The sequence below is a fragment of the Flavobacterium sp. ARAG 55.4 genome, from assembly GCF_051846875.1.
Classification (GTDB): domain Bacteria; phylum Bacteroidota; class Bacteroidia; order Flavobacteriales; family Flavobacteriaceae; genus Flavobacterium; species Flavobacterium plantiphilum.
In genome coordinates this window covers 87,701-106,210 of the sequence record NZ_JBPYCT010000012.1, presented here as the reverse complement: position 1 = coordinate 106,210, position 18,510 = coordinate 87,701, and the positions used below count along the sequence as shown (strand labels likewise).

The 18,510-nt window shown below is 34.7% G+C and carries 14 protein-coding genes; 4 read left to right on the top strand and 10 right to left on the bottom strand.

What is annotated here, in order from left to right; all coding sequences use genetic code 11:
- Positions 1-92: 92 nt before the first annotated feature.
- Both ACSV4D_RS13895 and gltB read right to left on the bottom strand, forming a co-directional pair.
- Entirely contained in the window at positions 93-1,547 is a 1,455-nt protein-coding gene (locus ACSV4D_RS13895) for a glutamate synthase subunit beta (RefSeq protein ID WP_408082559.1), read from the bottom strand.
- 4 nt (positions 1,548-1,551) lie between these two features.
- A complete protein-coding gene (gene gltB, locus ACSV4D_RS13890) occupies positions 1,552-6,066 on the bottom strand; it encodes a glutamate synthase large subunit (RefSeq protein ID WP_439228725.1) in 4,515 nt (1,504 codons plus the stop codon).
- A 423-nt stretch (positions 6,067-6,489) separates the two neighbouring features.
- Here gltB and sucC point away from each other — a divergent pair, with 423 nt between their 5' ends.
- The 3 genes from sucC (at position 6,490) to ACSV4D_RS13875 (ending at position 9,010) form a co-directional block, all read left to right on the top strand.
- The gene (gene sucC, locus ACSV4D_RS13885; protein ID WP_408082557.1) at positions 6,490-7,683 is read left to right on the top strand and encodes an ADP-forming succinate--CoA ligase subunit beta; all 1,194 of its coding nucleotides are present in this window, start codon (positions 6,490-6,492) and stop codon (positions 7,681-7,683) included.
- Positions 7,684-8,006: 323 nt separating this feature from the next.
- A complete protein-coding gene (locus ACSV4D_RS13880; protein WP_408082556.1) occupies positions 8,007-8,345 on the top strand; it encodes a hypothetical protein in 339 nt (112 codons plus the stop codon).
- A gap of 323 nt (positions 8,346-8,668) precedes the next feature.
- The gene (locus tag ACSV4D_RS13875) at positions 8,669-9,010 is read left to right on the top strand and encodes a hypothetical protein (protein WP_408082555.1); all 342 of its coding nucleotides are present in this window, start codon (positions 8,669-8,671) and stop codon (positions 9,008-9,010) included.
- Positions 9,011-9,090: 80 nt separating this feature from the next.
- On the opposite strand, the gene ACSV4D_RS13870 is transcribed toward ACSV4D_RS13875, so the two are convergent.
- Genes ACSV4D_RS13870 through ACSV4D_RS13860 form a run of 3 tightly spaced genes read right to left on the bottom strand, consistent with a single transcriptional unit; the run spans position 9,091 to position 11,655 of the window.
- Positions 9,091-9,561 (bottom strand): DUF1456 family protein, encoded by a 471-nt coding sequence (locus ACSV4D_RS13870; protein WP_439228724.1) that lies wholly within the window; start codon positions 9,559-9,561, stop codon positions 9,091-9,093.
- Positions 9,562-9,615: 54 nt separating this feature from the next.
- Complete coding sequence (locus tag ACSV4D_RS13865) at positions 9,616-10,638, bottom strand: aminotransferase class I/II-fold pyridoxal phosphate-dependent enzyme (RefSeq protein ID WP_439228723.1); 1,023 nt, start codon at positions 10,636-10,638, stop codon at positions 9,616-9,618.
- 6 nt (positions 10,639-10,644) lie between these two features.
- Entirely contained in the window at positions 10,645-11,655 is a 1,011-nt protein-coding gene (locus ACSV4D_RS13860; RefSeq protein ID WP_439228722.1) for a dipeptide epimerase, read from the bottom strand.
- A 320-nt stretch (positions 11,656-11,975) separates the two neighbouring features.
- Here ACSV4D_RS13860 and ACSV4D_RS13855 point away from each other — a divergent pair, with 320 nt between their 5' ends.
- Positions 11,976-12,380 carry an excinuclease ABC subunit B gene (locus tag ACSV4D_RS13855; protein ID WP_439228721.1) on the top strand — a complete coding sequence of 135 codons (405 nt, stop codon included), beginning with the start codon at positions 11,976-11,978 and terminating at the stop codon, positions 12,378-12,380.
- Here the strand turns inward: ACSV4D_RS13855 and uvrB are convergent.
- The 5 genes from uvrB to ACSV4D_RS13830 form a co-directional block, all read right to left on the bottom strand.
- Positions 12,377-14,368: an excinuclease ABC subunit UvrB gene (gene uvrB, locus ACSV4D_RS13850; protein ID WP_408082550.1), complete on the bottom strand. Its 1,992-nt coding sequence runs from the start codon at positions 14,366-14,368 to the stop codon at positions 12,377-12,379. The genes ACSV4D_RS13855 and uvrB overlap by 4 nt on opposite strands.
- A 115-nt stretch (positions 14,369-14,483) precedes the next feature.
- A complete protein-coding gene (locus ACSV4D_RS13845) occupies positions 14,484-15,065 on the bottom strand; it encodes a YdeI/OmpD-associated family protein (RefSeq protein WP_439228720.1) in 582 nt (193 codons plus the stop codon).
- 51 nt (positions 15,066-15,116) lie between these two features.
- On the bottom strand, positions 15,117-16,406 hold the full coding sequence (locus tag ACSV4D_RS13840; RefSeq protein ID WP_439228719.1) for a nucleoside hydrolase-like domain-containing protein: 1,290 nt from the start codon (positions 16,404-16,406) through the stop codon (positions 15,117-15,119).
- A 165-nt stretch (positions 16,407-16,571) separates the two neighbouring features.
- Entirely contained in the window at positions 16,572-17,546 is a 975-nt protein-coding gene (gene rlmF / locus ACSV4D_RS13835; RefSeq protein WP_439228718.1) for a 23S rRNA (adenine(1618)-N(6))-methyltransferase RlmF, read from the bottom strand.
- Between the two features lie 136 nt (positions 17,547-17,682).
- Positions 17,683-18,345 (bottom strand): thiamine diphosphokinase, encoded by a 663-nt coding sequence (locus ACSV4D_RS13830; protein WP_439228717.1) that lies wholly within the window; start codon positions 18,343-18,345, stop codon positions 17,683-17,685.
- Positions 18,346-18,510: the final 165 nt, after the last annotated feature.

Genomic DNA, 18,510 nt, shown 5'->3' with positions numbered 1-18,510 from the left:
ATTTAAACAAAAGGAGAGTTTGAATTATCACAAAAACAAAAAAGGCTATCTGAAATTGCTTTCGGATAGCCTTTTTTAAAGATTTATAAGTATTATAATGGAGGTAAATCTCCACCTTCTTTAGTAGGAAGGTTAGTAGTTCCCATTAAATACAAATCAACTTCTCTTGCAGCCTCACGACCTTCAGAGATTGCCCATACAATTAATGATTGTCCTCTTCTCATATCTCCCGCAGTAAATATGTTAGGAACATTTGTTTGGTAATTGTTTGCTTTGTAATTGCTTCTGAAATCAGTTTCAAGACCTAATTGTTCTGCTAAGTTTTTCTCTGGTCCTGTAAATCCAAGTGCTAATAAAGCTAAATCACAAGGCCATGTTTTTTCAGAACCTTCAATTTCGATTAATTCAGGACGTTGTCCCGGAACCATTTTCCATTCTACATTAACCGTTTTTAAAGCGATTAATTTACCATTAGCATCCTTAATGAATTCTTTAGTATTGATTAACCAGTTTCTTTCAACACCTTCTTTGTGAGAAGAAGAAGTTTTTAACTGTAACGGCCAGAAAGGCCATGGAGTAGATTCGCTTCTTCCCACTGGTGGTTTAGGCATAATCTCAAAGTTAGTTACTGATTTTGCTCCGTGACGGTTAGATGTACCCACACAGTCAGAACCTGTATCTCCACCACCAATAACGATCACATCTTTACCGGTAGCCATAACTTGGTTTTCAATTTTTTCACCAAAAACTACTTTAGTCTGTTGTGTTAAGAAATCCATCGCCTGAACCACTCCGTCAGCATCTGCTCCAGGAGTAGGTAAGCTTCTTCTTTCAGTAGCTCCACCGCAAAGAACGATAGAATCAAATGCTTTTAAATCTTCTATTGAGTAGTTAACCCCAACATTTGTATTTACTTTAAATGTGATTCCTTCTGCTTCCAGAATGGCAACTCTACGGTCGATAATTTCCTTTTCCATTTTGAAGTTAGGAATTCCGTAACGAAGTAGTCCACCAATTGCATTATCTCTTTCAAAAACAGTAACAGTATGACCTGCTCTGTTTAATTGTTGTGCAGCAGCTAAACCTGCAGGACCTGATCCTACTACAGCAACTGTTTTTCCGGTTCTTACTTTTGGTGGTTGAGGTTTAATCCATCCTTCAGCAAAAGCACGCTCCACAATATTTTTTTCTATATTTTCAATAGAAATCGGATCAGCAATAATTCCTAATACACATGCTTTTTCACATGGTGCCGGACATAAGCGTCCTGTAAATTCAGGGAAGTTATTTGTTGAATGTAGTATCCAGGAAGCTTTTTGCCATTCACCCTGGTGTACCATGTGGTTGAAATCAGGAATTAAATTCCCTAATGGACATCCACTGTGGCAAAAAGGAATACCACAATCCATACAACGTGATCCTTGTTCAGTAATTTCAGCTTCACTCAAAGGAACTGTAAATTCTTTATAATGTCCTACACGCTCTTGTACTGCTGTGTATGATTCATCTTTTCTTTCGAATTCTTTAAAACCTGTTACTTTTCCCATTGTATTATGCTGTTAATTCTTCTACCATTTGTACCTCTGTTTCCAAACGCTTTAATGCTTTTTTGTACTCTGTAGGCATTACTTTTACAAAATTTTCTAAGCTTGTATTCCAATCATTTAATAATTCGATACCCTTTGTACTGTTTGTGTACGCCACGTGTCTTTCAATTAAATGTTTTAATTCATCAGCTTCGTTTCCTTCAACTGTTTCAAATTCGATGGTTTCAGTATTACATAAACCATTTTTGAATTTGTGTTCAGGATCATAGATATAAGCGATACCTCCACTCATACCTGCAGCAAAGTTTCTTCCTGTTTTACCCAGAACAACTACTTTTCCACCAGTCATGTATTCACATCCGTGGTCTCCAACTCCCTCAACTACAGCTACTGCTCCTGAGTTACGAACTGCAAAACGCTCTCCGGCAATACCGTTGATGAAAGCTTCTCCTTCAATTGCTCCAAATAGACAAACGTTTCCTACGATGATGTTTTCAGAGGCAACAAATGTTGCTTTTGCAGGTTTTTTGATGATTAATTTAGCTCCGGATAAACCTTTTCCTAAATAATCATTCGTATTTCCTTCAACAGTGAAAGTTAATCCATGAGCACTAAATGCTCCTAAACTTTGTCCTGCAGATCCTGTAAAATGAATATTTAAAGTGTCTTCTGGTAGACCTAAATGACCATATATTTTTGAAATCTCGTTACTAACAATAGCTCCCACTGAACGGTCGGTATTTTTAATAGGATATTCTAAAGACATTTTTTCTTTTCTGTATAAAGCACGGTGAGAATCTTTTAAGATTTGGAAATCCATCACGTTGTCTAATCCATGATCTTGTTTCTCAGTGTTACGAACGGTCATTTCTTTGTAAGATGCCGGACGGTGCAGGATAGATGATAAATCTAGACCTCTTGCTTTATAGTGTGTAATGGCTTTGTTAGAGTTGATTTTGTGAGTCTGGCCAATCATTTCTTCCATAGTTCTGAAACCTAAAGAAGCCATAATTCCTCTTAATTCTTCCGCTACATAGTAGAAGAAGTTAATTACGTGCTCAGGAGTTCCTTTAAAGTTTTTACGCAATTCTTTATCCTGAGTTGCAATACCTACCGGACAAGTGTTCAAGTGGCATTTACGCATCATGATACATCCGGAAGCTACAAGTGGAGCAGTGGCAAAACCAAATTCTTCAGCTCCTAATAAAGCTGCAATAGCTACATCACGACCTGTTTTTAACTGTCCGTCACATTCTACAACAATACGGCTTCTTAAGTTATTTAATACCAAAGTTTGTTGTGCTTCGGCTAATCCAAGTTCCCAAGGAAGACCTGCGTGTTTCAATGAAGTTAATGGAGAAGCTCCGGTACCACCATCATAACCAGCAATTAATACTACGTCAGCTTTTGCTTTAGCAACACCGGCAGCAATTGTTCCAACACCAACTTCAGAAACCAGTTTCACGTTGATACGTGCTTCTCTGTTAGCATTTTTCAAGTCGAAGATTAATTGTGCTAAATCTTCAATTGAGTAGATATCGTGGTGTGGCGGAGGTGAAATCAATCCTACGAAAGGAGTGGAGTTACGAGCCGATGCAATCCAAGGCAATACTTTTTCACCTGGTAATTGTCCACCTTCTCCAGGTTTTGCGCCCTGAGCCATTTTAATCTGAATCTCTTTTGCACTGGATAAGTAGTGAGAAGTTACTCCAAAACGTCCCGAAGCTACTTGTTTGATAGCTGAGTTACGGCTGTCTCCGTTTACATCTGGCTGGAAACGGGTTCTGTCTTCTCCCCCTTCACCTGAATTAGATTTACCTCCAATACGGTTCATAGCGATAGCTAAGTTCTCATGTGCTTCTCTGGAAATAGATCCGTAAGACATCGCTCCGGTTTTGAAACGTTTTACGATATCAGTCCATGGTTCTACTTCGTCTAATGGAATTGGATCCAGATTATCGAATTCAAATAGACCACGGATAGTCATTAAACTCTTAGCCTGATCGTTTACGCTTTTTGAATAAACATCATAACTGTCCTGATCACTTAAACGTACTGCCTGTTGCAATTTAGCAATAGTAGTAGGATTGAACATATGTCTTTCCCCATTACGTCTCCATCTGTATTCTCCTCCAATGTTTAATCCCAAACGGTTTGGAACTAATACATCCGGATAAGCATATTTATATCTTTCGTTTATTTCTTTTTCAATTTCGTACAATCCAATACCTTCAATTCTTGAAGCTGTATAAGGGAAGTATTTTTCAACAAATTTAGAGTTGAAACCAACGATTTCAAAAATTTGAGAACCTCTGTAAGAATGTAACGTAGAGATTCCAATTTTATTCATGATTTTTAAAATACCTGAACCAATAGCTTTGTTGAAGTTATCAACTGCTTTTTGTTCGCTAATTCCGGTAATAAATCCTTCCTGTACCTGTACGCGAATGATTTCATTAACCATGTAAGGGTTAATCGCACTGGCTCCATATCCGAACAATGTGGCAAAATGATGTGGCTCACGTGGTTCAGCTGATTCGATGATGATATCAAAATAAGAACGTTTGCGTAGACGGTTCATCTGATGATTTACATAAGAACAAGCTAATAATGCAGGGATTGGGGCAAACTCTTTGTTTACACCTCTGTCTGATAAGATTATTAAGTTTGTTCCTCTTTCTACAGCTTTTGTAATCTGGATAATAATATCTTCTAAGGCATTTTCTAAACCATTTAAACCTTTGTCTTTTGCATAAAGGATTTCAATAGTTTCTGCTTTGAAGTGATCGATATCAATATTTCTGATTTTTTCTAAGTCGTCGTTAGAAATAACCGGATTCTGAATTCTTAATTTTCTGCATTGTTTGCTGGAAATATCAAAAATATTTCTGTCTTGACCTAATGCTAAACTAATATCAGTTACAATTTCTTCACGGATACCATCCAAAGGTGGGTTAGTTACCTGCGCAAATAATTGTTTGAAATAGTTAGGGATTAATTGAGGTCTGTCTGATAATACAGCAAGAGGAGTGTCGATACCCATAGAACCCAAAGCTTCTTTTCCAGCTTGAGCCATTGGAGTAATCATATCCTGAATATCCTCTAATGTATAGTTGAATAAACGCTCTCTGGTCTTTAAATCGATAGTTTCAATTGGACAAGCTTTAGTTGTAGTAGGAACGTCTTTTAGGTTCAAACGATATTGTTTCAACCATTCTTGGTAAGGTCTTTCAGAAACAATTTTGCTTTTAATTTCCTCATCATTAATAATACGTCCTTCGTTCATGTCAACCAGGAACATTTTACCAGGTTCTAATCTACCGTGGCTTTCTACATCTTCAGGATCAACTGTTACAACACCAATTTCTGATGCCATAATCAATTTACCACTTTTAGTAACAGTATAACGGGAAGGTCTTAAACCATTACGGTCTAATAAAGCTCCTACGTAATCTCCGTCAGAGAATGGTACAGATGCTGGTCCGTCCCATGGCTCCATGATACAGGCATTGTATTCGTAGAAAGCTTTTCTTTCGTCAGACATGGTTTTATGTTTTTCCCATGCTTCAGGAATCATCATCATCATTACTTCCGGTAATGAACGTCCGGTGTGAGTTAATAACTCCACAACCATATCCATAGAAGCAGAATCTGATTTTCCTGGAAGAATGATTGGGAATAATTTTTCTATTTGTGGACCAAAGACATCACTTTTCATGATTTCTTCACGTACACGCATTCTACTCACGTTACCTCTTAAAGTGTTAATCTCACCATTTTGACACATATATCTAAATGGTTGGGATAACTCCCATGTAGGCATTGTATTCGTAGAGAAACGCTGGTGTACCAATGCAAGACGGGTAACCAAATCCGTTTGTTGTAAGTCAGTATAATATGGACCAATATCCTCAGGCATGATAATACCCTTATATATTAAGGTAGTAGTAGATAAACTTGGAACATAAAAATAAGAACTTTGCGATATTTTTGAATTAGCAATAGTGTGTTCTGTAATTTTACGGGCTGCATATAATTTAGCTTTAAAAGTAGCCTCATCTATAGATTCACTCTGACCAACAAAAATTTGTTCGATAGTAGGTTCAGATGCTAAAGCAATCTCTCCTAACTGAGAAGAATCTACAGGAACTTCTCTCCATCCTAAAATAGTAAGTCCTTGTGCTTTAATTTCTTTTTCAAATATGTCTTTACAAAAAACGTACTGATTCTGGATTTTAGGCAAAAACACCATTCCTACAGCATATTCACGTGGAGCAGGCAATTTGAAATCACAAACTCTGTTGAAATATTCGTGAGGAATGTCAATCAAAAGTCCAGCTCCATCTCCCGTTTTTCCGTCAGCACTTACACCACCACGGTGCTCTAGTTTTACTAGAATTTCTAATGCGTCGTGTATAATTTGATTCGTTTTCTCACCTTTAAGGTTGCAAATAAAACCAGCTCCACAGTTTTCATGCTCGAATTCTGGCAAATAAAGGCCTTGTTCTTTAAGTTTCATGCTTGATAATTTTTTCTACAAAAATAGATATTTCATTAAATATAATCCATCCATTGAGGCTATTATGGGCTACTTTTACAGGAATAATAGAAAAATGTATAATAAATAATAATAATTGCATTATTTACCTCATGTATTAACAAATCGTTAATATAGTCTTGTTTTTTGGGTGATATTTTGACAATTATTTCTGATTTTTTTAAATTGAATATTGTAAAATTCCATGTAAAAACGTCAGTTTGCTTCTTTTTTCGCTACAAAATCTTTTTTTTGCTGAAAAAATGAACGCAAAAGCATTTTTTTTTAACTTTATTTATAAGATATTTTAAATCGCTAAAAAGATTTCAGATTTAAGTTCATTTTTGCTACTTTTGTCGCACTCATATTTTGAAATAACTTCAGAATCCAGACAAATTCTATATTATGAACATACACGAATATCAAGGAAAAGAGATTTTAGCAAGCTACGGAGTTCGCGTTCAACGCGGAATCGTTGCCAATAATGCGGTTGAAGCTGTTGCTGCTGCAAAACAATTAACTACCGAAACAGGAACAAGTTGGTACGTTGTAAAAGCCCAAATTCACGCAGGTGGACGTGGTAAAGGCGGCGGGGTGAAACTTGCTAAAGGAATCGATAAAGTGGAAGGAATTGCTAGCGAAATTATCGGAATGCAATTAATCACTCCTCAAACTTCTGCAGAGGGTAAAAAAGTACATAAAGTTTTAATTGCTGAAGATGTGTACTACCCTGGAGAATCTGAAACTTCTGAGTTTTATGTATCTGTTTTGTTAAACAGAGCTACAGGACGTAACATGATTATGTATTCTACTGAAGGTGGAATGGATATTGAAGAAGTTGCTGAGCATACACCTCATTTAATTTTTACTGAAGAAATTGACCCGACTGTTGGACTACAAGGTTTTCAGGCAAGAAGAGTTGCTTTTAACTTAGGTCTTTCAGGAAACGCATTCAAAGAAATGGTGAAATTCATCGATGCATTATACAAAGCTTATATTGGTTCTGATGCTTCAATGTTTGAAATTAACCCGGTATTAAAAACATCTGATAATAAAATTTTAGCGGTTGATGCTAAAGTAAATATTGATGATAACGCATTATACAGACAAAAAGCTTATGCTGAAATGCGTGATATTCTTGAAGAAAATCCAATTGAAGTAGAAGCTAAAGAAGTAGGATTGAACTATGTAGATCTTGACGGTACTGTAGGTTGTATGGTGAATGGTGCGGGTCTTGCTATGGCAACTATGGATTTAATTAAATATGCAGGTTTTGAACCGGCTAACTTCCTTGACGTAGGAGGAACTGCTGATGCTAAACGTGTGGAAACGGCTTTCCGTATTATTCTTAAAGATCCAAACGTAAAAGCGATTTTAATTAACATCTTTGGAGGAATCGTTCGTTGTGACCGTGTTGCTCAGGGTGTAGTTGATGCTTATAAAAACATGGGTGATGCTATTAAAGTACCAATCATTGTTCGTTTACAAGGTACGAATGCTGAAATTGCAAAAGAATTAATTGACAACTCTGGTATGCCAATTTTATCTGCAGTGCAATTCCAGGAAGCTGCTGATCAGGTACAGGCTGCACTTTCTTAATAAAGAAACTTAGTTATATATTAGAATCCTGTCTCGTTGCAAAACGAGACAGGATTTTTTTTTGTTTAATCATTTATAATTGTGTTAATTTAATATTATCAGGCTAATTAGTATTTTTTATTTACTGTTTTTTCTGTTTTTATGAGATTAATTAAAAATTAGTTCTCCATTTTTATAGAGCTCCTATTTTTTAAGCGGATAGTTTTCATACTTGATAAAAAGTAAAAAATAAAGGTTTTTATGATTGGGTTAAGTAATTGTTTTTGTGGTTTTTATGTTGATAAACAGTAGTAATTTTGAACTGTAATTAAAAACTAAAAATCATGAAAAAATTATTTTTATCTGTTATTGTTGCTTTGTTTATGAGTACAGCATTTGCTGCTAATAAGTCTCCCAATACAGCAAAAAATTTTGATGAGACTTACAGAGAACTAACTAGAATGTTAAATACGTATCCAAACTTTGGAGGATTAGATCAGGATGTTGTTGTAAAAGTAAAAATTGCTATTAATGAGAAACATGAAATTGTAGTGATGAGTACGAATACAACAAATGAAGAGTTAAACTACTACATCAAGAATACTTTAAATTATCAAAAGTTGTTAGCTGATGAATTAGAAGTAGGGAAAGGACTTGTTTTTCTGGTGAAGTTTACCAAGTAAATTTTTAAACTAAAAAAAGCAAAAATCCCGGGTTCATATCCAGGATTTTTTTGTTTTAGACGTTTTTTTAGATAAATTATTCGCAAATTTTTGTTTGTTTTGGCTGTTTTAACTAATTTTTTTTCGTAGAAAAAGCTTTTTTTATATGAATAATGAAAAATAAGATATTTTTTTTTATCGGACTTCTATTTTTTGTGCTGTAATATTTTGTGTCTCGTAAAACTTACTATATCAGTCAATTAGGTATTTTTTGTACAACGCTTTTTTTTACTTTTACAATGAAATCTTGAAACAATTTAATTCTAATTAAAAACTAAGAAATCATGAAAAAACTAATTCTATCAGTTGTTGTTACTTTATTTTTAACAACAGCATTTGCAGCAGAAAAATCACCTAATAACTCAACAGCTTCTTTAAGTGAAACTTACAAGGAAATAACTAAGATGCTTAATAGTTATCCAACATTTACAGGGTTGGATCAGGATGTTTTGGTAAAAGTAAGAATTGCAATTAATGAAAATCACGAAATTGTAGTGATGAGTACTAATACCTCTAATGAAAGTTTAAATTATTTTATTAAAAACACCTTAAATTATCGAAAATTATCTACAGATGAACTGGAAGTTGGTAAAGGACTTGTTTTTCTGGTTAAATTCACTAAATAAATGAAAATACATAGAAAATAAAATCCCGGATGCTGTCCGGGATTTTTGTTTTAAGTTACTTAAAGAATTATAAAAAAACTTTATTTAGTTTTTTTATTTTTACCGTTATTGAACTTTACTTTTTCTACAATCTGTACTTTTGGAGTCGCTTTTGAATTGTTGTTCTTAAAAGGTTTTTTAGCTGTCGAAACTGATTTGGCAGGCTTTTGATCTGCTCTTCCTTTTTCGGCATCTTTAGCAGCAGCTTTAAATTCAGTTCGCTCTTTAGTACTTTCTTTTTTAGGAATCTGTGCTTTATGTTTTGCTAAAATATCATTTGGGTTTTTAGGATTTTCTTTTGTTCCACGCAAATGAATAACTAGTCCATTTAAGAAATTGCGTAATACCTGATCGCCACATTCCATATAATTGGGGTGTTTTTCATCACGAAAAAAAGCTCCTAATTCTGATTTGGAAATTCTGAAATCAACTAATTCCAGTATTTCTACAATTTGGTCATCACGCAACATTAATGCCACGCGTAATTTTTTAAAGATATCGTTGTTTGTCATTGATGTGTTTTTTACAAATGTACGTTTTTATGACATTAGCTTATCAATTTCGTTTTAGTATTGATTGAGGATTTTTATTATTCTGTCTAAATCTTTCTTTTTATGATTTGCTGTAATTATTATCCGGTTCAAATCTGTATCAGAAGTATATTTGAAATGCGTAATAATAATTTTATTTGAAACTAAAACTGAATTGATATTTTCAATGCGTGGATAAATCACAGGGTAATTTTTATCAAAAAGAATATTAATATTTGAAATCAATTTTGAATCCAGATAATCCAGGTTTTGTTTTAATTTTTTGTTTTGGGCAAAATAGAGTTTTTTTGCATCAACGATAGTTTTTACAAATGCAGGATTCATTCCGGCACTGGATACAAAAATATCATTTTCTTTCAGTTCCGAAATAAAACTGGAATCAGCAGCAATTACGCCACCGGATAATCCCATGGCTTTTCCCAGCGAAGCAAGCGAAATTTTGCGTTTAATGTTGGGGTGATGTAACATCGAAAAAATTCCGCTGCCATTATTACCTAAGATTCCGAGTGAATGTGACTCATCAATAACAACGGTTATTTCTTTATGCGCCGGAATTTGTTTTAAAACAGAAAAATTTACGGGAGTAACAGCATTAGCATTTACTGCATCTGTAAGAATGGTTATTTTTTCAGGTTTTTCGTCTGATAAACGCGGATTTAATTGGTTATTTATAAAAAAAGGGAGACTTTTTTTGTGGCTTATTGCGACGTGTGTATCAGGAAAATGAAAAAAAACATCCGTTTGAGATTCTAAAGTTTTAAGTACTAATTGTCCGGCAAGCATTCCGGATGAAACTGTAAGAGCTGCTTCGGCCTGAATATACTGAGCTAAAAAACGTTCTCCTTTCTCATAAGCGGTTAATTGAATATTGGCATTTCGCGAACTTCCGTATGCCGTTCCCCAGCGGGCAATATTTTTAAAAAGTATTTTTTGAAATTTTTTATTTGGCGGTAAACCTAAATAAGCCGTACCGCCAAAATACAAATAGTTATCACCATTAACTTTTAATATCCGGTTCGGAAATTGTGTTACTTTCATTAATTGTTATTTAAGAACAACTCCTGTTCCATTTAAATTAGAGTATCCAATGACTCCTTTTTCAATCTGTACACCGTTTGCAATATCTTCAGATAAAAGTAATGCTCCATCCATGTCTACATAATCCAATTGTGGTAATAAATGGGCAATTGCCGAAATACCAACAGAGGATTCTGTCATGCAGCCTACCATTGTTTTCAATCCTAATTTTTTGGCTTGTTGTATCATTCTTCGTGCAGGTGTCAGCCCGCCGCATTTTACTAATTTAATATTCACACCATGAAAATGATTGTAGCATTTGGAGATATCCTGTTCAACAATACAGCTTTCATCAGCTATAACAGGTAATACGGAATGCTTAAAGATAATTTCATGTCCTTTCCAGTCATCGGCTTTTAGTGGCTGTTCCAAAAATTCGACCCCAAGCTTTTTTAATTCTACTGCATTAGTCAGTGTTTCTTCTATACCCCATCCGCAATTTGCATCGATTCTAAAAACAGCATCAGTATGTTCTCTTAGAGCTTTAACAATAGCTATATCTTCGCTGGTGCCTAATTTGATTTTATATATTGGCCACGGTAATTCTTTCATTTTTGATACCATTTTATCGATAGAATCAATTCCTATGGTATAATTTGTTAATGGATTTTTCTCAATATTATAATCCCATAGTTCGTGGAGTTTTTGTCCTTTTTTTCGGGCGTATAAATCGGTGTAAGCCATATCTAGTGCACATAAAGCAAACATATCGTGCTTTAAATAAGGATATATTTTTGCCCAAAAATCTTCAGGAGTTTCTTCAGTGGTAGTTTCTATTAGGTTTCGGATTGCTTCTAAATCCTGTTTCATCATAGAGACACTGATGTTGTAATAAGGATTAGAGGTTGCTTCGCCATATCCTGAGAATCCGCCATTTTTTAACTGTACAATTAAGGAAGGCTGAATATCAATAGATTCTCTGGAAATTGTGAAAGTATGCTTTAATTGTAGCTCGTATTCTTTAATAATCAATTCCATAATAGCGCGTTTGATGATAAAATTAAGCTATAAAAATGAATATTTTTTCACGATATAGCAGAATTTTGATTTTCTGATTTTTTTAATCTCATTTTGCTTATATGATAAAAAAGGATATTGATAAAAGTGTTATCTGTAAAAGAGGGTTTTTCAGATTGACTTTTTTTAAACTAAAAGTTAAAATATTTCAATATATGAATGTTTTTTAACTTTTTTACTGTATGAAAAAAATGTGATTTTTCAATTAAATTGTTTAATAAAGGAGTTTTCTTTGGGTTATTATCATAAAAAATGATATTTTAGCTAAAATTATTTATGATATGGATACTTGTGAACAAAAGAAGAAATTGCTTTTAGAAATGATCGCCTTCGCTTCAGTTGATGGTCAATTGAGTAAAAAAGGGTATGATTTTTTATTTTTGATAGCCAATGAACTCAATTTTGAAAAAGGAGGATTTATAGATTTATTAAGTCATGAATTGCCTCCATTGCCGGATAATTTAAAGCTGCACAGAATCAAGCAATTTTATCAGCTGGTGTTATTTTTTCAGGATGACGGTATTTTATACAAGCAGGATCCGGATTTAATTATCCATATTGCCATTAGTATGAGCTTAGATACAGATGCTGTAAGGATTTTGTTGAAAAAAATGAAAAATGCACCTAATACCATCATTACGGATGATGCTTTATGGAATATTTTTCATGATGAATCTGTGTATTAAACCAGCTGTTCTTGTAATTTTTTTATTTCATCTCGTAATTTTGCGGCTTGCATAAAGTCGAGTTCTTTTGCGGCTTTTTCCATTGATTTTCGTTTTTCACGAATTCGTTTTTCTATTTCGTCTTTGGATAAATATTCGTTTACCGGTTCTGCTGCCGTATTTAGCGTGTGTCCCAATTCGTATTCCACCAGTGGGTTTTTGGTAAAGGCACTGTCTATTTTCTTATTCAATGCCTGCGGAATTATGTTATTAGCGGTATTGAAATTAATCTGTTTTGTTCTGCGATAATTGGTTTCGTCAATCGTTTTTTGCATGCTATCTGTAATTTTATCGGCATACATAATAGCTTTTCCATTTAAGTTACGTGCTGCACGACCAATAGTTTGCGTTAACGAACGATGACTGCGCAAGAATCCTTCTTTATCAGCATCTAAAATAGCTACAAGCGAAACTTCAGGTAAATCCAAGCCTTCACGCAATAAGTTGACACCGATGAGAACATCAAAAATTCCTTTTCGTAAATCCTGCATGATTTCAATTCGCTCCAGCGTATCGACATCAGAGTGAATATAGCGGCAACGAATACTGACTTTAGTTAAGTATTTTGCTAATTCTTCAGCCATTCTTTTGGTTAAAGTGGTCACTAAAACACGTTCATCCAGTTCGCATCGTTGCTGAATTTCTTCAATTAAATCATCAATTTGATTCAAACTGGGACGAATTTCGATAATAGGATCTAATAATCCCGTAGGACGAATCACTTGTTCTACATATACACCATCGCTTTTTTGTAATTCATAATCAGCCGGAGTTGCCGATACATATATGACTTGGTTTTGCATGGCCTCAAATTCCTCAAACTTTAAAGGACGGTTGTCCATAGCGGCCGGAAGTCTGAAACCGTATTCCACTAAATTTTCTTTCCGGCTTCTGTCGCCTCCATACATAGCATGAACCTGAGAAAGCGTTACGTGACTTTCGTCAACTACCATTAAATAATCTTTTGGGAAATAATCCAATAAACAGAAAGGACGCGTTCCTGCCAATCTGCCGTCCAGATAACGGGAATAATTTTCGATACCGGAACAATAACCCAATTCGCGAATCATTTCTAAGTCGAAATTAGTTCGTTCTTCCAGTCTTTTGGCTTCCAGATGTTTGCCTATTTCTTTAAAATAATCTACTTGTTTAACTAAATCTTGCTGAATTTCCCAAATAGCGCCTTGTAGCACATCCGGAGAAGTCACGAACATATTAGCCGGATAAATAGTGAGTTTGTCAAATCGTTCAATCACTTGAGCCGTTTGAACATCAAAGCTTTCAATTTCCTCGATTTCATCACCAAAAAAGTGAATCCGATAGGCGTCATCTGCATAACTTGGGAAAATTTCCACAGTATCCCCTTTGATTCTGAAATTACCAGGTGTAAAATCGGCTTCGGTTCTGGAATACAAACTTTGCACCAAGCTATGCAATAATTTGGTTCTGGAAATTTCCTGATCTCTTTCTAAAGCAATGACATTTTTTTGAAATTCGACAGGGTTTCCGATACCATACAAACAAGAAACAGAAGCTACCACAAGAATGTCTCTACGACCAGAAAGTAGGGAAGAAGTGGTGCTTAAACGCATTTTTTCCAACTCTTCGTTGATAGATAAATCTTTTTCGATAAAAACCCCTGTAACCGGCATAAATGCTTCGGGTTGGTAATAATCGTAGTAGGAAACGAAATATTCTACTGCATTATTAGGGAAAAACTGTTTGAATTCCGAATACAACTGAGCCGCCAGGGTTTTGTTGTGTGCCAAAACTAAAGTTGGACGTTGTACTTCCTGAATAACATTGGCTACTGTAAAGGTTTTTCCGGAACCCGTAACCCCTAAAAGCGTTTGAAACTTTTCGCCATCTATGATACCTTGCGAGAGTTTGTCAATAGCCTGGGGTTGGTCTCCCATTGGTTTGTAATCCGATACGACTTGGAAATTCATTTGTTTTTTGTTGCAAAGTTTTTGAAGTTGCAAAGTTACAAAGTTTATTGGCAATCTGTTTTAATTGTCGTTAAAGCTATGTTGAAGTTTAAAAGAAACAAATATAGTATGCTTGTTAATCATCATCTAATCCCTTTCCATTAAGAATTTTTTCAAGATACTTTTCAATTCGGGCTTCACGGGTTTTAGCTTGTTTTGCCGAAGAAAAATATAATAAATAGGCTTTTTGACGACCAGGAGTTAAAGTTTGGAACGCTTTTTTTAGTTCGGGCATATCTTCTAAAACAGTCTGGAATTCTTCCGGCATATTGAATTCTGCGGTGGTTTTCATTACGACTTTTAAACCTGCTTTTTCTATAGCAATCGCTTCCTGTATGTAAGCTTTGATAACTGATTCTAATTTTTCAATTTCTGCTACATTTTTAAACCGAAGTTGTCTTCGATCCTGAACATTCTCCGTTTGTTGAATCAGAATTTTTTTTTCGTCCTTCATTAAAACCCCTTTGAAAAATAGTAAGGCGCAATAGTCTTTGAAACCGTGAATTAATACCACGTTAGCATTGTCTAAGGTATAACAGGGATGCATCCATTTGAAATCTTCCTCTAGTTTGCATTCTGTAATTATTTCTCTTAACAGTGTCATTTCATCCTGCCACTTTTTTGCTTTGCTTAAAAATTGGGCTACTTTAGGATTCATATTTTTTTTATGTAAGAGTTACTATTCAGGTACGAAAAAAATATTATTCCATTATTTTAACCAATCCCAACGTTTAGTCCAATCTTCCAGAATGGCATTGCGCCATTTTAAAATGGTTTTTCCACCTTGAATTTTTCCATCAAATAAAGAGCTGTCTGATTTGTCACTGTACCAGTTGTTGCCTAAAATATAACTGTCTTTTTGTTGTTTTCCAGGCCATAAATTAGTCACTACAATATCGCCTTCAAGACCATTGAGTTCGGCAATTTCGGAACGAATTTGATAATGTATGTTTTCTGCTTTTTTAGGAATGTATCTTATGGCATAATCGCCATTTCCTAAATAGTAACCAGACCATTTTTGGATATTATTTCCGTATGGTATTTCCATGGTAAAACAAACAGTATTGATAGGGAGTTCTTTTTTTGGGCCTTTTAAATGCATTTCAATAATGGAACAATAAGCGACAGTGTCTTTTAGAGTTGTTGTACCGTGGTAGATAGTTCTAGGGCTATGTGTTATTTTTTCAAAGCTGCCTCCCCAGCTTTCTCTGCCTGGATTATCAGGATTTCCATCCATCAGGTAAAATAGAGAAGGAGAGTCACCCATTTTGATTTCTCCGTCATAATAGCTTTTAAAGTCTTTTCCAAGATGACCTGCACCCTGAATGGCAGTATCAAAATAGTCAGAGGTTTTAACAGTATCGGGTTCGTTATTGTGAGAAAAGAATCCGTAATAACTAGAGTTTACTTCGATAAAGAACAAATTAGGAAAGTTTTTTACGATGTAGGCATAGCTGTTAGCGCTCCATTTTTTGTTGGGTCCGCCTATCCAGTATATTTTGATTTTATTCTGAATTTCAGGTGCATCGTGCAAAGCTTGTGCAATATCTTCAAGACCGCCCCAGCCTAAAACCCATAAAGGTTGATCGCTTTGTTTTTTGGCACATTTAATAATCCAGTCGGAACCTTCGGTTGCTTTGGTGAATCCTGAAAAAGAAGCGTTGCCTTTAAGCCCCTGTTTGGTAATGGAGCGTAAATATTTTGGCTGAGCCAGCTTTTTATTGTGTTTTTTTAGTTTTGGAAGATCTTTTTCATAAAGGTCAATCATTCTAAGAATTTCTTCTTTATTTCCGTCGCCATAGGAAGGAGATGAAACCAGACCTTCTAATTGAAACAAATCACTGTACATAAGTAAATGCGTCATAGACTGATTGTCATCAGGATCAGTACCTCCTATATCAGTACTTATAAGAACCCTGGGCTTTGTAGGTGTTGGATTTTGTGCTACAATTGAAAATTGTACAAAACAAATAAATGTCAGTAAAAACAGCTTTTTCATATTTTTTTGTTTATAATCGATGTTGGTTTTTTTTCTAGCTGACTAATATTTCAATTAAAAACTGTTTAATTGAAAAAAAAGATGCGTTAAAGATATTTTTTTTTGATAAAAAAAACAAGTAAAAGAAAATAAAAGAAAACAAAAGAAAATAATAAAAAGAATTTTTTAAAAAACAGAGGGTTTTATTTCAAATTCCCAATCCTGTTGTTGAGTTTCGGTTAGGAAAGACCAGGCCAGAATACGGCTTATTTTTTGCCCTTGAGTCATATCTATGGTTCTTATCTGGGCAGCATTAACTTTGTTTAAAGTTTTGTATAAACTTTTCAGATGTGATTGTTTTGAAACAAGTGTGGTAAACCAAAGACACTGCATGGGGTAACGGGCGCTTTCATAAATCATTTGGGTAATAAAACCCAGTTCGCCGCCTTCGCACCACAGCTCTGTATTTTGTCCACCAAAATTTAAAACGGCTTTGGTGTTTTTTTTATCTTCCAGATTATTTACTTTTCGCAGACTGCCTTTGCCGGCCTCTTCGGCTGATTTATGAAAAGGTGGGTTACAAATCGTGAAAGCAAATTTATCTTCGGGAGTGATGATGTTTTTAAAGATATAACGTGATTCTAATTGTTGCTGTAGACTAATTGCATCAGTCAGTTCAGGATTTGCTTCGATTATTTTAGTACAATTGTTCAGCGCATTGTCATCAATATCGGTTCCTACAAAACTCCAGTCATAGACTGCATTACCAATTATAGGATAAATACAATTAGCTCCCACACCAATATCTAAACCTTCTACTTCATTTCCTGTTGGTATGATTCCGTTATTGCTTTCGGCTAATAAGTCCGCTATGTAATGAATGTAATCTGCTCGTCCGGGGATGGGAGGACAAAGGTAATCCTGAGGGATATCCCAGTTTTGAATATTATAATAAGTATGTAATAATGCTTTGTTTAATGCCTTTACCGCTTTCGGATTGCTAAAATCAATAGTTTCTCCCAAAGTGCCGGGATGATGTTCATTGCGATGGACAAAAGATTTTAGTTCGGGACAATTTTCAATCAGCAACATAAAATCATAGCGTGATCGATGTTGGTTTCTGGGATGTAAATTGATTTTCTCCTTGATTGCTTTAGACATCTTTATTTTTTAATTTCGGTGCAAAGGTACAATTTTCAAATTTGTTTTCGCTTTCCAAAGTGTTATTTTAGAATGAATTAGCTGTTAAATTTTTGCAATCTGAATTTAAGGTAAATAAAAAAGTTTTCTCTGTGTATTAATCCGTACATTCCATTAATAACAAATCGCCTTGTTGGTGTTCTATCATTACTAAGCCATCCTGAGCCACATGATTGCTGCTTCCGGTTCGGTACCCAATAGTGAGACTGTCTCCTTTAAGCGGATAGAATAAATTTTCAGAATAAATTCCGCTTACATGACCTATAGGGATTAATGAAATAGGTGTATTGGCTGTATACCATTTTTCGAATTTACGGGGTAATAAAAACACTTTAGAATGATCGTCTAATATGACGATTTTTAGTTTGTCACGATAGCGTACAATATTAGTTATATTTGTAATGGTGTGATCAGTACGTTTTCCTGTTGCCCAAACTACATTAACAGCCGTAAAGTTTTTTTCATACAAATAATCAAAAGCTTTTTCTAAGTCGGTCTTATCCTGATCCGGAGTATGTACAATTTCCAGCGGATATTGTTTTTCTTTGTAATGGTCAGGGTCAAAATCCCTATCGAAATCCCCCAATAAAACATCAATTTTTATGTCGAGTTGCATTACCCTGTCAATGGCTGAATCTAATACAATTACCAGCGGCGACCATTCCAGTAACTGACCTAAGAGCTCAGGGCTGCAGGAAGCGCCATTGGCAATAATTAAAGCCGGTTCCTGATCGTCGCGAACAATATGGTGTGATGACAAAAGAATGTAGATTTAAATTTATGAGTGAACAAATATAACTAATTTTTTTTGCCACAGCTTATAAGCTTTATACAGATTAATTGTTGAAAATCTGTGTAATCAGCGGTAAAAAAGTATTTGCTGTTAGTATAATTTTATTGGTGTGAATCAATTGCTTTTGGCTTT

Bases quoted from the DNA above. Each gene is read 5' to 3' on its own strand.
- ACSV4D_RS13895 (WP_408082559.1), bottom strand. From the start codon at position 1,547: ATGGGAAAAGTAACAGGTTTTAAAGAATTCGAAAGAAAAGATGAATCA.
- gltB (WP_439228725.1), bottom strand. From the start codon at position 6,066: ATGAAACTTAAAGAACAAGGCCTTTATTTGCCAGAATTCGAGCATGAA.
- sucC (WP_408082557.1), top strand. From the start codon at position 6,490: ATGAACATACACGAATATCAAGGAAAAGAGATTTTAGCAAGCTACGGA.
- ACSV4D_RS13880 (WP_408082556.1), top strand. From the start codon at position 8,007: ATGAAAAAATTATTTTTATCTGTTATTGTTGCTTTGTTTATGAGTACA.
- ACSV4D_RS13875 (WP_408082555.1), top strand. From the start codon at position 8,669: ATGAAAAAACTAATTCTATCAGTTGTTGTTACTTTATTTTTAACAACA.
- ACSV4D_RS13870 (WP_439228724.1), bottom strand. From the start codon at position 9,561: ATGACAAACAACGATATCTTTAAAAAATTACGCGTGGCATTAATGTTG.
- ACSV4D_RS13865 (WP_439228723.1), bottom strand. From the start codon at position 10,638: ATGAAAGTAACACAATTTCCGAACCGGATATTAAAAGTTAATGGTGAT.
- ACSV4D_RS13860 (WP_439228722.1), bottom strand. From the start codon at position 11,655: ATGGAATTGATTATTAAAGAATACGAGCTACAATTAAAGCATACTTTC.
- ACSV4D_RS13855 (WP_439228721.1), top strand. From the start codon at position 11,976: ATGGATACTTGTGAACAAAAGAAGAAATTGCTTTTAGAAATGATCGCC.
- uvrB (WP_408082550.1), bottom strand. From the start codon at position 14,368: ATGAATTTCCAAGTCGTATCGGATTACAAACCAATGGGAGACCAACCC.
- ACSV4D_RS13845 (WP_439228720.1), bottom strand. From the start codon at position 15,065: ATGAATCCTAAAGTAGCCCAATTTTTAAGCAAAGCAAAAAAGTGGCAG.
- ACSV4D_RS13840 (WP_439228719.1), bottom strand. From the start codon at position 16,406: ATGAAAAAGCTGTTTTTACTGACATTTATTTGTTTTGTACAATTTTCA.
- rlmF (WP_439228718.1), bottom strand. From the start codon at position 17,546: ATGTCTAAAGCAATCAAGGAGAAAATCAATTTACATCCCAGAAACCAA.